The organism is Methylorubrum suomiense, from assembly GCF_022179765.1.
GTDB lineage: Bacteria > Pseudomonadota > Alphaproteobacteria > Rhizobiales > Beijerinckiaceae > Methylobacterium > Methylobacterium suomiense.
Map to the genome: position 1 here is coordinate 206,099 of NZ_BPRE01000001.1, position 13,507 is coordinate 219,605.

Here is a 13,507-nt window from a genome sequence, read left to right on the forward strand (position 1 = left end):
GGCTGTACGACAAGAAAAATATTGCCGATGCCCGGATGCTCTTCGAACTTCGTCTCGGACCGTGCACAGGCAAGCCTCATGGCATTCCACGACCCCGTCCCGCAGATCACGCTGAACGACGGGCAGGCGATCCCGCAGATCGGTTTCGGCGTCTATCGGCTCGAAGAGACACAGGCGCCCGCCCTGGTCGGCACGGCGCTCGGGAGCGGCTATCGCTCGGTCGACACGGCGTCGGTCTACGGCAACGAGGCGGGGGTCGGACGCGCCCTGCGCGAGACCACCGTGCCGCGCTCCGCCGTGTTCGTGACGACCAAGCTCTGGAACGACGACCAGGGCTACGACGCGACGCTGCACGCCTTCGAGGCGAGCCTCGCCCGGCTCGCGGTCGAGGCGGTCGACCTCTACCTGATCCATTGGCCCTGCCCGGATCGCGGGCTCTATCTCGACAGCTGGCGCGCCCTAATCCGCCTGCGTGAGGAGGGCCGGGCCCGCTCGATCGGCGTGTCGAACTTCACCGAGGGACAGCTCGACCGCCTCGTGTCCGAGACCGGTGTCAGCCCGGCCCTCAACCAGATCGAGCTGCATCCGCATTTCCAGCAGCACGCCCTGCGGGCCGCCCATGCCCGCCTCGGCATCGTCACCGAGGCCTGGAGCCCGCTGGGCAAGGCGCAGATCCTCGACGATCCGGTGATCGCCCGCATCGCCGGCCGGCTCGGCCGGACCGCGGCGCAGGTGGTCCTGCGCTGGCATGTCGAGAACGGTTTCGTGGCGATCCCGAAATCCGCCACGCCGTCTCGGATCTCCGAGAATCTCGACGTATTCGGCTTCAGCCTGACGGAGGACGACCACACCGCCATCGCCGGGCTCGACCGGGCGGACGGGCGGATCGGGCCGGATCCGGCGACGCTGCAGTAACTCCGCCGAGAGCATCGGCACGAGAGGTCGGCATCGGCGTTCGGGCCGATGCTTCAAGCGCCCGTGGGCGTGGGATCGGAGACGACATCCGGCCCGACGGTTTACCCCGCCAGCGGAAGGGGCTTGGCCGCCGCCAGCTCCGTCCCGCCCTTGCGTTCCAGCAGGCCCGGAGGCGGCACCGGTGCCTCGATGGTGCAGACCACACCCTCCGGCTCGTAGATCAGCTCGACGGTACCGGCGAGTTCGCGGGCGAGGCTGCGCTCGATCAGCCGCGAGCCGAAGCCGCGGCGGGTCGGCGGCTTCACCGGCGGCCCGCCGGCCTCGCTCCAGCGCAGCGAGAGGTGGAGGTCGGGCGTGCGCTGCACGGTCCACGAGATCGTCACCTTGCCGCCCTCGCGCGAGAGGGCGCCGTACTTGACCGCGTTGGTGCCGAGTTCGTGCAGCGCCATGGCGATCGACAGCGCCAACCGCGGCGCGAGCCGCAGGCGCGGCCCCAGGACGGCGAAGCGCGCCTCCTGGCCGTCGGCCGCCTCCAGCGGGCGGATCGCATCCGCCACGACGGTCTTCAGTTCGGCGCCCTCCCAGCTCTCGCGGGTCAGCACGTCGTGGGCGCGGGCGAGGGCGAGGAGCCGCGCTTCGAAGGCCGCGCGGGCGGCCTCCGCCTCCTCGCCGTCGAGGCCGCGCAGGGATTGCATCGCGATCGACTGCACGGTGGCCAGGGTGTTCTTCACCCGATGATTCAGCTCGTTGATGAGCAGGCGCAGATGCTCCTCGGCGCGCTTGGCGTCGGTGACGTCGACGCTGCACCCGGTGAAGCCCAGGAAGGTGCCGCCATCGTCGAGGCGCGGCACGCCCTCGCAGCGCAGCCAGCGGATCTCGCCGGTCCGGTCGATCACCCGCATCTCCGCCCGGAACGGCCGGCGGCTCTCGAACGCCTCCTCGAAGGTCGCGAGGAACACCGGCAGGTCCGGCGGATGGACGATCGACTCCCAGCCCGAGCCCGCCATCTCGGTGGCGGGACGACCGAACAGATGGTCGAAATGCATGTTGGCGAAGACCACCTGAGCGATCTCGTCGGTCATCCAGATCAGGGCCGGCGCGGAATCGGCCATGTGGCGGAAGCGGGCCTCGCTCTCCTTGAGGGCCGAGAGGCCGCGCTGGGTCTCGGCCAGGGCCCGGTCGCGCTCCTCGCTGCGGGTGCGCAAGCGAAGGGAGGCCTCCGACAGCACGTCGCCGAGCCGGCGGATCTCGTGGATCGGCGAGGCGATGCGCGGGATCGCCTGCCCGCGGGCGAGGGCCGGACCGGAGGCGGCGAGCTGGCGGAGCGGCTTGGACACCCGCGACCAGAGATGCACCGCGAGCACCGAGGAGGTCGCGAGCACGAGCAGGCCGAACCCGCTGAAGGCCCAGAGCCAGCGGTGGAGCCGCTCGTCGACGAGTTCCCGCGGAATGCTCGCCGCCGCGGTCCAGCCATTGAGCCGCGAGCGCGCCTCCACCACGGTGACGGGCTTGAAGGCGCGGTCGCGGCCCTCCCAGACTCCGGGGGTGCCGGTCGTTTTCTGGCGGAGCGTCGCCAATCGCGGGCGTCCGATCACGCCGGGCAGTTCGGGCAGGCGCGCCAGCACGATGCCGTCGCGGTCGGACACGCCCGAGACCCAGCCCCGCACCTGCTCGCGGGCGAGGATGCCCTCGATGCGGCTCACCGGTACGGCGAAGCTGAGGAGGTAGGTGACGGCGTCGTCGATCCGCACCGGCACGGCGACCGCGTAGGACGCCTGATCGGGAGTCGCCCCCGCGAGATAGCCCGTCACCATCGAGCGCTGCCCGCTGGCGCGGAGTTCGTGATCCACCGGCAGGGTGGTGACCGGGAGCGGCGCGCCCGTCGGCAGGGCGGTGTTGACGATTTGCTGGCCGTCGAGGCGGCGGAGCACGATGTCGAGGCCGGTGGCGTCGCGCACCAGACGCGCCTGGTTCTCGAAATTGGTGAACTCGCCGTCCTTGAGCCGGGGCGAGGTCGCGAGCGTCTGGAGCACCGAGACGAGGCCGGCGGTGTCGCGGTCGATCGAGAGCGCGATGCCGCGCACGTTCTCCCGGGCGTCCTGCTCGAAACGGGCGCGCTCCGTCGCGGCGTAGCGGGCGAGCAGGATCGCGGTGAAGATCAGCCCCGGGCCGATCAGCGCGATCACCAGCATGATCAGGTAGAATTGCGTGGAGAAGCCGCGCTGGCCGAGCCGCGCCAGCAGGCGGCGAAGGCCCGCCTCCCGCGGCGCGCGGACCGGGGCAGCCGCCGCGGGCTCCGCCGGAGCGGAGCCCCTCCCCGCCGACGGCTCCGCCTCGGCGCGGGTCTCAGGATCGGTGCGCAGCACGATCGACATGTCCCAGGTCCCGGCTCGGGTCGAGCCGGTCGCGCACCCTCTGCTTGAGGGTCTTCACGTCGGGAAAGCCTCCGTCACGCACACGCTCCCAGATCGTCTCCCCCTCGAGCTCGATGGCGAAGACCCCGCCGGTGGCGGGCCGGAGCGCGACCTCGCCGAGATCGTCGCGGAAAGTCGACAGAAGTTCCTGCGCCATCCAGGCGGCGCGCAGGAGCCATTGGCACTGCGTGCAATAGGTGATCGCGACCCGTGGCCGGGTGGGACGCGACGGGATTGCGTCGTCGGAAGCCTCGTCCATGGCAGGCACAGCGGCCCTATCGGCCCGGCCTTGTCAACCGTTGGCCCGCGTCGCGACGGGTTCGTCATCCCAGGATGAGGCGGGGGAACACGTCACCTTGCGCCGCCGCCGTTCGTCCAGGCTTCCCTCCGCAAGGCCGGAATGGCGGCAGGGATATGCGATGCATCCCGCCCCAATCCCCTCGTCCGCTCGATCTTCACTCCCCCGCCTTCCCGCGGCGGCCCGCCGCACCTATCTCCCGGCGGCAAGGCCCCGCTTCCCGGACGCCCGCCCCCTGGAGAGATGCCGCCCATGTCCGTCAGCCTCAGCCCCCCGGCGGCGCTTCGCACGCCCGTGCTCGGCCGGATCGCCAGCGCGCTCGCCGCCCTGTGGCTGTCGCTCTGCCTCTCGGGCTGCGGGGCGATCAACCGGGTGCCGAGCCTGGAGGAGCAGGCGAAATCCTCCTGGAGCGAGGTGCAGAACCAGTACCAGCGCCGGGCGGACCTGATCCCCAACCTCGTCGAGACGGTGAAGGGTTACGCCAAGCAGGAGCAGGAGACGCTGACCAGGGTGACGGAAGCCCGCGCCAAGGCCACCAGCGTCCAAGTCGATGCCTCGACGGTGAACGACCCGGCCAAGTTCAAGCAGTTCCAGGACGCGCAGAATCAGCTCTCCGGCGCGCTCGGACGCCTGCTCGCCTCGGTCGAAGCCTATCCGGATCTCAAATCCAACCAGAACTTCCTGGCCCTGCAATCGCAGCTGGAGGGCACGGAGAACCGCATTGCGGTGGCCCGGCGCGACTACATCCAGTCGGTCCAGGCCTACAACACCGAGATCCGCACCATCCCCGGCCGCTGGATCGCCTCGTGGTTCTACCCCGAAGCGAAGCCCATGGAGACCTTCACCTCGACGCCCGGCTCGGAGCGCGCGCCGAACGTGAAATTCTAGCCCCGGCCGAGGGGTGAACCCGCGCGCGCAGGGCGTCCTCGCCCGGCTGGCGGCCTCGCTGGCCTTCCTGCTGCTTGCCCTGGCCCCGGCGCTGGCCGCCGAGCCCGACCTTCCGCCCCTCACCGGGCGCATCGTCGACGGCGCCGGCATCCTCTCGCCGGAGGCGGAGGCGCGGATCGAGGGCAAGCTTAAGGCACACGACGACAAGTCCGGCGATCAGGTCGCGGTCGCCACCGTGCCCTCGCTCCAGGGCCTCACCGTCGAGGATTTCGCGAACCGCCTGTTCCGGGCCTGGAAGCTCGGACAGGCCAAGACCAACAACGGCGTCCTGCTCCTCGTGGCGCCGACGGAGCGCAAGGTCCGCATCGAGGTCGGCTACGGGCTGGAAGGCGCGCTCACCGACGCCCTCACCAAGGTCATCATCACCACCGCGATCACGCCGCGCTTCAAGCAGGGCGACTTTTCCGGCGGCGTCGAGGCCGGGATCGACGCGATCCTCTCGATCCTGTCGGGCGATGCCGAGGAGTGGCAGCGGCGCGCACCGGTCCGCGAGGACAGCGTCGATCCCGTCACGGTCGGGTTCTGGATCCTCGTCATCATCGTCGTCGTCCTCGTCATGGCGCGGATGAATTCCGGCGGGCGGCGTGGGCGCGGCGGCGGCATCGTGCTCATCCCCGGCTCATCCGGCGGCTGGGGCGGAGGCTTCTCCGACGGGGGCGGTTTCTCGGGGGGCGGCGGGTTCTCCGGCGGGGGCGGCTCGTCGGGCGGCGGGGGAGCCTCCGGTGACTGGTAGCGCGGTGATCCTGAGCGAAGCCGAGCGCGCGCGGATCGCGCGGGCGATCGGCCGGGCCGAGGCCGGCACGGCGGGCGAAATCGTCGTGCTGGTGGCGGCCCGCGCCGGACTCTACCGCTCGCCCGCCCTCGCCCTGGCGCTCGCGGTGGCGCTCGCCCTGCCCTGGCCGCTGATCCTGCTGACGCATCTCTCCGCCGCCGAGATCGCGCTGGCCCAGGCCGGCGGCGTGCTCGCGGCGCTGGCTGCCACGCTGAACGAGCGGGTGCGCATCGCCCTCACCCCCCGCCCCTGGCGGCACGAGCGGGCCCGCGCGGCGGCCCGCCACGAGTTCCTGGCGCACGGGCTCCCCGCCACGCGGGGGCGCACCGGCGTCCTGATCTACGTCGCCTTGGCCGAGCGCTACGCCGAGATCGTCGCGGATTCCGCGGTGCGAGCCCGCATCCCCGACGGGGAATGGCGCGTGGTCCTGGGCGATCTCCTCGCGGCGGCCGGACGCGGCGAACTGGGGCCCGGCCTCGTCGTGGCGGTGGAGCGGGTCGGCGGGGTGCTGGAAGCGGCTTTCCCCGGGGACAAGGCCGGCAACGAATTGCCCAACCGCGTCATCGTGCTGGAGTGAGGCTTTTGCCGGGACTGCAAGAGCGCGCTCGAAGTACCCGTTGAAGGATCGCGGAGTGTGTAGCCTCTGCAACTGGCCTCAGGGAGAAAATTGCGCCAAACAAGGTCCGTCAAGGCCGCCTTAATCAAGAATGCGGCCATCACGGAGTGAGGCGTCAATGGGCGCGGTACAGAAACACGGGCCCTGGGCCCTGGTGGGAGCGCTCGGCGCGGCGGCGCTCGCCATCGTCGCGACGCAGCGCGGCGAGTCGATCAACGCCCTGTGGGTCGTGGTGGCCGCCGTCTGCGTCTACCTGATCGCCTACCGCTATTACTCGCTCTACATCGCCGACAAGGTGATGCGCCTCGATCCCAAGCGCGAGACCCCGGCCCACCGCCACAACGACGGCCTCGACTACGTCCCTACCAACAAGACCGTGCTGTTCGGCCACCATTTCGCGGCGATCGCGGGCGCGGGCCCGCTGGTCGGCCCGGTGCTCGCCGCGCAGATGGGCTATCTGCCCGGCATGCTCTGGATCCTCGCCGGCGTGGTGCTCGCGGGCGCGGTGCAGGACTTCATGGTCCTGTTCATCTCGATGCGCCGCGACGGGCGCTCGCTGGGTGAGCTGATCCGGGCCGAGCTCGGCGTCATCCCCGGCGTGATCGCCCTGTTCGGCACCTTCATGATCATGGTGATCCTGCTGGCGGTGCTGGCGATGATCGTCGTCAAGGCGCTGGCCGAGAGCCCCTGGGGCACCTTCACGGTCGCGGCCACGATCCCGATCGCGATCCTGATGGGCCTCTACGCGCGCTACATCCGGCCGGGCAAGATCGGCGAGGTCTCGATCATCGGCTTCGTCCTGCTCATGGCCGCGATCATCGGCGGCGGCCAGATCAACGAGCACCCGGTCTGGGGCCCGGCCTTCACCTTCACCGGCACGCAGCTCACCTGGATGCTGATCGGCTACGGCTTCGTCGCCGCGATCCTGCCCGTGTGGCTGCTGCTCGCCCCGCGCGACTACCTCTCGACCTTCCTCAAGATCGGCACCATCATCGGTCTGGCGCTCGGCATCGTCGTCGTCGCCCCGCACATGCAGATGCCGGCCATGACGAAGTTCGTCGACGGCACCGGCCCGGTCTGGGCGGGCTCGCTGTTCCCGTTCCTGTTCATCACCATCGCCTGCGGCGCGGTCTCGGGCTTCCACGCCCTGATCTCCTCGGGCACCACGCCGAAGCTCGTCGACAACGAGATGGACACCCGCTTCATCGGCTATGGCGGCATGCTGATGGAGAGCTTCGTCGCGATCATGGCGCTGGTCGCCGCGAGCGTGATCGATCCGGGCATCTACTTCACCATGAACTCCCCCGGCGCCCTGCTCGGCACCACGCCGGAGACCGCCGCGGCGGCCGTGACGACCAAGCTCGGCTTCCCCATCGCGGCCGAGACGATCGCCCAAACCGCCAAGGATGTCGGCGAGCACTCGATCATCTCGCGCGTCGGCGGCGCCCCGACGCTCGCCGTCGGCATGGCCCACATCATCTCCTCCGCCATCGGCGGCAAGGCGATGATGGCCTTCTGGTACCACTTCGCGATCCTGTTCGAGGCCCTGTTCATCCTCACCGCCGTGGATGCCGGCACGCGCGCCGGGCGCTTCATGCTGCAGGATCTGCTCGGCCTGCTCTCGCCGCGCTTCAAGGATACCTCGGCCTGGGCGCCCAGCATGGTGGCCACCGCGCTCTGCGTCGCCGCCTGGGGCTACTTCCTCTACCAGGGAGTGACCGACCCGTTGGGCGGCATCTACACGCTGTGGCCGCTGTTCGGCATCTCGAACCAGATGCTGGCGGCGGTGGCGCTGACGCTCGCCACCGTGGTGATCTTCAAGATGAAGCGCGAGCGCTACGCGTTCGTCACGATCATCCCGACCGTTTGGCTCTGCATCTGCACCCTGACCGCGGGCTGGCAGAAGATCTTCTCTCCCGACCCGAAGATCGGCTTCCTCAGCCACGCCGACCGCTTCTCGGCGGCCATCGCCGAGGGCAAGGTGCTGGCCCCGGCCAAGAGCATGGACGACATGCACAAGATCGTCTTCAACGACCGCGTCGACACGGTGCTCGCCGTGTTCTTCGTGTGCCTCGTCGTGGCGATCGTGGTGTTCGGCGCCAAGGCCTGCCTCAAGGCCTATCGCAGCGACCGCTGGACGGCTCTGGAAGCCGATTCCAAGCTCGCCCCGGCGGAGTGACACCATGACCGCACCAGCATCGTCGCAGAACTTTCGCGATCGCCTGAAGGCGTTCAACAAATGCATCTGCGACGGCGCGCGCCTTATGGTGGGCCAGGGCGATTACGGCACCTACGTCGCCCATATCCAGAAGACCCACCCGGATCAGGCGCCGATGACCGAGCGTGAGTTCTTCCGCAATCGCGAGAACGCGCGTTTCGGCGTCGGCAATACCTCGGGCTTTCGCTGCTGCTAGGGCGGCAATCCCAATCCTTGAGGCTGTCGACCTAAAGAATACTCGCCGGGACAGTCATTATAATCAGTATAAAAAGAAGCGCCGTCAGTTCCTATTCTTGGAGCTGGCGGCGTTTTTTCGCGTGCATCTCGCCAAAGCTCGGATAGTCTGCCGCCACATCAAGTTTGGGGGTTGGACAGGAATGAATCAGGACTACGGGCGGTTGGGCCGGACAGGCTCGGTCACCTTCGATCGAAAGGCGGCGGGCCTCACCGGCATCGTCGTGAAGGGCTTCCTGCTCTCCCTCGTCACCTTCTCGATCTACCGCTTCTGGTACATCACCAACCTGCGGCGCTTCTTCTGGAGCCGGACGATCGTGGCCGGCAGCCCGGCCGAGTATCTCGGTCGCGGCAAGGAGTTGTTCCTCGGCTTCCTCGTGGCGCTGGCCATCCTGGTGCCGGTCTACGTCGTCCTGTTCCTGCTCGGTCTGGCGGCGCCGCCTCTCGCGGCCTTCGTGCCGGCTCTCTCCGCCGTCTTCCTCTTCCTGCTCGGGCAATACGCGGTCTTCCGCGGGCGACGCTACCGCGCCTCACGCACCCGCTGGCGCGGCATCCGCCTCGGCCAGGACGGTTCGGCGCTGGCCTATGTCGGGCGCGCCGGCCTCTGGTGGCTCGTCACGCTCCTGACCGCCGGGCTCGCCTTTCCGTTCATGCGCGCCGCCCTCGAACGCTACCGCATCGATCACACCCTGATCGGGCAGAGCCGCCTGCGCTCGACCGCCACCGGGGGCTCGGCCCTGCGGCCCTGGCTGGCGCTCTACCTCTGCGCCGCCCTGCGGCTCCTGGCGAGCGTGCTGGCGCTGCTGAACGCCATGAACTTCGACCCACCCTTCGAGCTGTTCGTGACCGATCCGAACGGCGCGCCGAAGAATCTCGATATCAATCCGAAATATGCCGGCACCGCCGTGAGAACGTATTTCGGCGTGACCATGGCCGCCCTCGGCTTCGCGATCATCGCGATCCTGGGGCTCATGCCCTATTACCGCGCCCGCGAGACCCGCGCCTTCCTGGCCGCCACGCATCTCGGCGAGGCACGCCTGACCTCGCATCTGAAGGCGCGCCAGTTCTACTGGCCTTACATCCTCTACTTCCTGTCGGTCATCGGCTTCTTCGCCGCCATCGGCCTCATCGTCACGACACTCATGCCCTTCGCCATGGACCCGACGGCGAATTTCGGCCAGCAGACCGCCATCTTCGCGGGCATCGGCCTGGTCTATCTCGGCGCCGCGCTGGCGGCGACTTGGCTCTATGTTCGGGTGGTGACCCTGCGGCTCTGGGAAGCGGTGGCGAGCTCGACGGAGATCGAGAATGTCGGGGCGCTCGAAGCGGTGCTGGCATCGCGCCGCAATCCCGCGAGCGGGCTCAACGAGGGCCTCGCCGACGCGCTCGACGTCGGCGGTGCGCTGGAGATCGGCTTCTGACGCGACCGATGGAGAGCCTCACCACCACCGGCCTCTACTTCGACGGGCTGAGCGCGCGGGCCCATCCCGTGCGGCTGCGCCTCGGGGAGCGGCTGGAGATCGTGGGCGAGGCGATCCGCCTCGATTGGAGCCTGCTCGATCTGCGCGCCGCCGACACGGCGCCGCCTTTGACCCGGATCGGCCATGCGAGCGCATCCGGCAGCGTGGAGTTCGAGGATGCGGCCTTCGCCGCGCATCTCGCCACAAGCAGCCCCGGCCTGAGGCGAACCGAGCGCGAGGGTGGCCTGGTACGGCTCGTCCTCTGGTCGGTCGCTGCGGGCCTCTCGGTGGTGCTGATCGCGATCTACGGCGTACCGGCGGCGGCCGATCGTCTCGCCCCGCAGGTTCCTCCGGCCATGGAGGCGCAGTTCGGGCGAGCGGTCGAGGCGCAGGTCGTCGATCTGCTCGGCACGCCGCCGCTCTGTGCGAATCCGGTGGGCCGCGCCGCGCTCGACCGGCTCGTCGCGCGGTTGGCCGGGACGATGGATCTGCCGGTCGCCCCGCAGGTGAGCGTCCGGCGCAGCACGATCGCCAACGCCCTCGCCCTTCCCGGCGGGCGGGTGATCGTCCTGTCCGACATCATCGAGAAATCCGACAGCGCCGACGCCTTCGCCGCGATTCTGGCCCACGAATTCGGGCACTTGGCGGCGCGTGACCCCATCCGCTCGCTGATCCGGGCGAGCGGCACCTCGTTCCTGCTCAGCCTCGTCCTCGGCGACCTCACCGGCTCGACCGTGCTGGTGGCGGCGGGTCAGGCGGCGATCGCGGCGGGCTACTCGCGCGAGGCCGAGCGTGCGGCGGATGCGGCGGCGGTCGCCGCCGTCGACCGCGCGGGCGGTGACGGGCGGGCGCTTGCCGGCATTCTGGAGCGCATCACCGCGGCCAATGACGAGAAACCCGGCGGCCTTGCCAGCCTCCTGCGCTCGCACCCCTACACCGCCGAGCGGGCGACGGCGATCCGGGCGACGCCCGGTGCGGGCAAGGCCGGCACGGATTCCCTGCTGAGCGAGGGCGATTGGCGAAACCTGCGACGCGTCTGTGACGCGGAGGACCGGACATCACCCTCCGACTAGAGCGTGCCGCATTTCTACGGAAACAGCGGCACGCTCTATCTCTTTGTGGTCGCACGATGATTCCGGAAAACCGGATTCCACTTTTCCGCATCGTGCTCTAGAGCGTCAGCCCGAAAGGCCGGAACCGGCTTTCGGAAGAGTCGGTGCGAACGAGCGATTCAGGGCCCAATCGCGGATGCGGCGTTCGTCACCCTCCTCCAGGCCTGTGCCTCACGCCGCCTCGACGCTCGACACGATCTCGCAGACGACGCCGTCGACCGGAAAATCGATGCGGGCATGACCGCCGAGTTCCGCCGACAGACCGCGCTCGATCAGCCGGGAGCCGAAACCCCGCCGGGTCGGCGCGGCCACCGGAGGCCCGCCGGTTTCCCGCCAGACGAGGTGGAGGCGGCGCACTCCGCCCTCCGGCGCCCCCACCCGCCACGTAATCGCAACCCGGCCGTCGGAGACCGAGAGGGCACCGTGCTTGGCCGCGTTGGTGCACAATTCATGCAGCACCATGCCGAGCCCGAGCGCCACGCGGGGCGGCAGGCGTAGGTCCGGACCCGACATGGAAATGGGAGTCCCCCCGACCTGGAACGGGCGCAGCACCTCCTCGACGACCGCGATCAGGCCGGCCCCGGCCCAATGCTCCCGCGTCAGGATGTTGTGCGCCGCCGAGAGCGCCAGGAGCCGTCCCTCGAAGGCCTGCCTCTGCCGCGCCGCCGCGCCGTCGAGCCCGCGGAAACTCTGGAACGCGAAGGATTGCACGGTGGCCAGCGTGTTCTTCACCCGGTGGTTCAGTTCGTCCACGAGGAGACGACGGGCCGTCTCCCGCTGGCGCAGCTCCCGCGCCGACGCGTCGAGGGCCTGCCCGATCTCGCGGATCTCCCTCACCACCGTCGGCGCGAGGACGGCGAGGGGTTCGCCACGTCCGAGCCGGTCGGCCTGCGCGCAGACGGCGTTCAGCGGGCGCGCGAGCCGCCCGGCGAGCCACCATGCCAGCAGGGATCCGGCCAGCGCCACGACGAGGCCGGAGAACGTGATCGCCTTGCTCAGATCCCGCACCGGGGCGAGCGCTCGCCCGGCATCGATCCGCGCCGCCACCGTCCAGCCGAGACCGGGATAATCGCGGTAGCCGCGGGTCGGCTCGGTGGCGAAGAGGAAGGGGGCCGCCTGATCCGGCCAGGGGCCGATCTTCGGACCGATGCTCGACTTGGCGCCGCCGCCGAGGTGACGCGTGCCCGCGAGGGTCTGGGGCGGCAGCCGCCGCCTGAGCAGCTCGGGCGGTCCGTGCAGCACGAGGCCGTCGCGGGCCAGGAGCAGGATTTCGGTGCCGGCCCGCTGCCGGGTCAGCGTCCGCTCGAAATCGGCCACGGCATTCCGCGCCCAGGCCCAGTCGAGATGGGCCGCGATGACGCCGGCGAAGGTGCCGTCCGGGGCGAGGACGGGGGCGGCCAGATCGACGAGGCGCAGCGGCTCGCCGTTCGCCTGCGGCATCAGCTTGGCCAGCAGCTGGGCATCGTGGACATCGCCGACGAAGGGCCGCTCGCGGCCGGCCTGGAAATAGTCGCGCGCGCCCACGTCCGCCCCCTCGAGCAGGCCGTTGCTGGTGGCGACGATGCGTCCGCGCGCGTCGGTGAGGAGAAGGATGGAATAGGCCGGATAGGTCGTTTGAAGCCGCTCCAACACGGCGCGCTTGGCGGGGAGCGGCGCGTCCGGCGCGCGGAGGGTGTCGAGCGCGGCGGCGACCTGCACGTCGCGCCAGCGCTCGAACATCCCCTGATCGAGGGTGCGGGCCATATGCGCGGTCAGCTCGTCGAGCTGCGCGCCGACCTCCTCCTCCAACCGGGCGGTCGCCTGCCCGTGCACGAGAAGCGCGAGAACGAGCGTCGAGACGATGCCGAGGGTGCCGAACGCAAGCGCCAGCAGGAGGCGCAAAGGCAGCACCGGCAGGGGCCAGCGGGGGTGGACGCGGCGCGCAGCGAACGCCCCGGTGCGGGACGGGATCGGCTGGGCCAGTTCGGCGTCGGTCGGCATCAATGACGGCGCCCTGATTCGCGCCCAGGTCACGGCGAGGGGGCCGGACCGGCCAAGCCTTCTTCGCCCGCGGGGTGGCAGGGGGCAATGGCGCCGGGATCAAGAAACAAATTTCACGCAGCGGCGCGGCGCGTTTGCATCGGTGTGACGGATGACCGGCAGGGCGGCGGATTTTTCGCCGCGAAGCAGCACATGCGCGCTCGTCAAGAATGGTCTTACGGCTAAGCTTAATTATGTCGGTGCCGGCAACCCGCACGAGGAGACGGCATGGCGCAGGCAGCAACCCGGAAGGCATCCCGTTTCCGCGCACTCTGGCCAAGCCGGGACCTGCGTCCCCCGCCGCCCTCCAAGGAGCCGGAGCGGGTCCCCACGGCGATGCCCGGCAATGACGACCTTCCCCTGCGCAGTCTCACCGCCAACGAGTTGATCGCCATGGCCCGCGCGGCCCGCACCCGCAATCGCAAGGCGACGGTGTCGCAAGCCTGACCGGCCGGAGGCAGCGGTCGCCGACGCGACGCTGCCCCAGTGCGGTCCACCCCA

12 protein-coding genes are annotated in these 13,507 nt (G+C 70.0%); 9 read left to right on the forward strand and 3 right to left on the reverse strand.

Annotated elements, in window-relative coordinates:
- Positions 1-78: 78 nt before the first annotated feature.
- Positions 79-915, forward strand: a complete 837-nt coding sequence (locus MFF26_RS00925) for an aldo/keto reductase (protein ID WP_137830339.1) — start codon at positions 79-81, stop codon at positions 913-915.
- 101 nt (positions 916-1,016) lie between these two features.
- On the opposite strand, the gene MFF26_RS00930 is transcribed toward MFF26_RS00925, so the two are convergent.
- Entirely contained in the window at positions 1,017-3,158 is a 2,142-nt protein-coding gene (locus tag MFF26_RS00930; RefSeq protein WP_137830373.1) for a sensor histidine kinase, read from the reverse strand.
- A gap of 103 nt (positions 3,159-3,261) precedes the next feature.
- Complete coding sequence (locus MFF26_RS00935; RefSeq protein WP_137830338.1) at positions 3,262-3,588, reverse strand: Rdx family protein; 327 nt, start codon at positions 3,586-3,588, stop codon at positions 3,262-3,264.
- Positions 3,589-3,879: 291 nt separating this feature from the next.
- On the opposite strand from MFF26_RS00935, the gene MFF26_RS00940 reads away from it, so the two are divergent.
- The 7 genes from MFF26_RS00940 (at position 3,880) to MFF26_RS00970 (ending at position 10,948) form a co-directional block, all read left to right on the forward strand.
- A complete protein-coding gene (locus MFF26_RS00940; RefSeq protein ID WP_137830337.1) occupies positions 3,880-4,515 on the forward strand; it encodes a LemA family protein in 636 nt (211 codons plus the stop codon).
- Positions 4,516-4,561: 46 nt separating this feature from the next.
- Positions 4,562-5,308, forward strand: a complete 747-nt coding sequence (locus MFF26_RS00945) for a TPM domain-containing protein (protein ID WP_238307447.1) — start codon at positions 4,562-4,564, stop codon at positions 5,306-5,308.
- Positions 5,298-5,924, forward strand: a complete 627-nt coding sequence (locus tag MFF26_RS00950; RefSeq protein WP_137830422.1) for a TPM domain-containing protein — start codon at positions 5,298-5,300, stop codon at positions 5,922-5,924. Before MFF26_RS00945 ends, MFF26_RS00950 begins: the two co-directional genes overlap by 11 nt.
- Positions 5,925-6,081: 157 nt before the next feature.
- Positions 6,082-8,142, forward strand: a complete 2,061-nt coding sequence (locus MFF26_RS00955) for a carbon starvation CstA family protein (RefSeq protein WP_137830421.1) — start codon at positions 6,082-6,084, stop codon at positions 8,140-8,142.
- Positions 8,143-8,146: 4 nt separating this feature from the next.
- The gene (locus tag MFF26_RS00960) at positions 8,147-8,377 is read left to right on the forward strand and encodes a YbdD/YjiX family protein (protein WP_137830420.1); all 231 of its coding nucleotides are present in this window, start codon (positions 8,147-8,149) and stop codon (positions 8,375-8,377) included.
- 181 nt (positions 8,378-8,558) lie between these two features.
- Positions 8,559-9,836, forward strand: coding sequence for a DUF898 family protein (locus MFF26_RS00965; RefSeq protein ID WP_238307391.1), 1,278 nt, complete (start codon positions 8,559-8,561; stop codon positions 9,834-9,836).
- An 8-nt stretch (positions 9,837-9,844) separates the two neighbouring features.
- Positions 9,845-10,948 carry a M48 family metallopeptidase gene (locus MFF26_RS00970; RefSeq protein ID WP_137830418.1) on the forward strand — a complete coding sequence of 368 codons (1,104 nt, stop codon included), beginning with the start codon at positions 9,845-9,847 and terminating at the stop codon, positions 10,946-10,948.
- 210 nt (positions 10,949-11,158) lie between these two features.
- Here MFF26_RS00970 and MFF26_RS00975 read toward each other — a convergent pair whose 3' ends face one another.
- Complete coding sequence (locus MFF26_RS00975) at positions 11,159-12,967, reverse strand: sensor histidine kinase (protein ID WP_137830417.1); 1,809 nt, start codon at positions 12,965-12,967, stop codon at positions 11,159-11,161.
- A gap of 267 nt (positions 12,968-13,234) precedes the next feature.
- Between MFF26_RS00975 and MFF26_RS00980 the strand changes: the two genes are divergently transcribed.
- Entirely contained in the window at positions 13,235-13,453 is a 219-nt protein-coding gene (locus tag MFF26_RS00980) for a hypothetical protein (RefSeq protein WP_137830416.1), read from the forward strand.
- Positions 13,454-13,507: the final 54 nt, after the last annotated feature.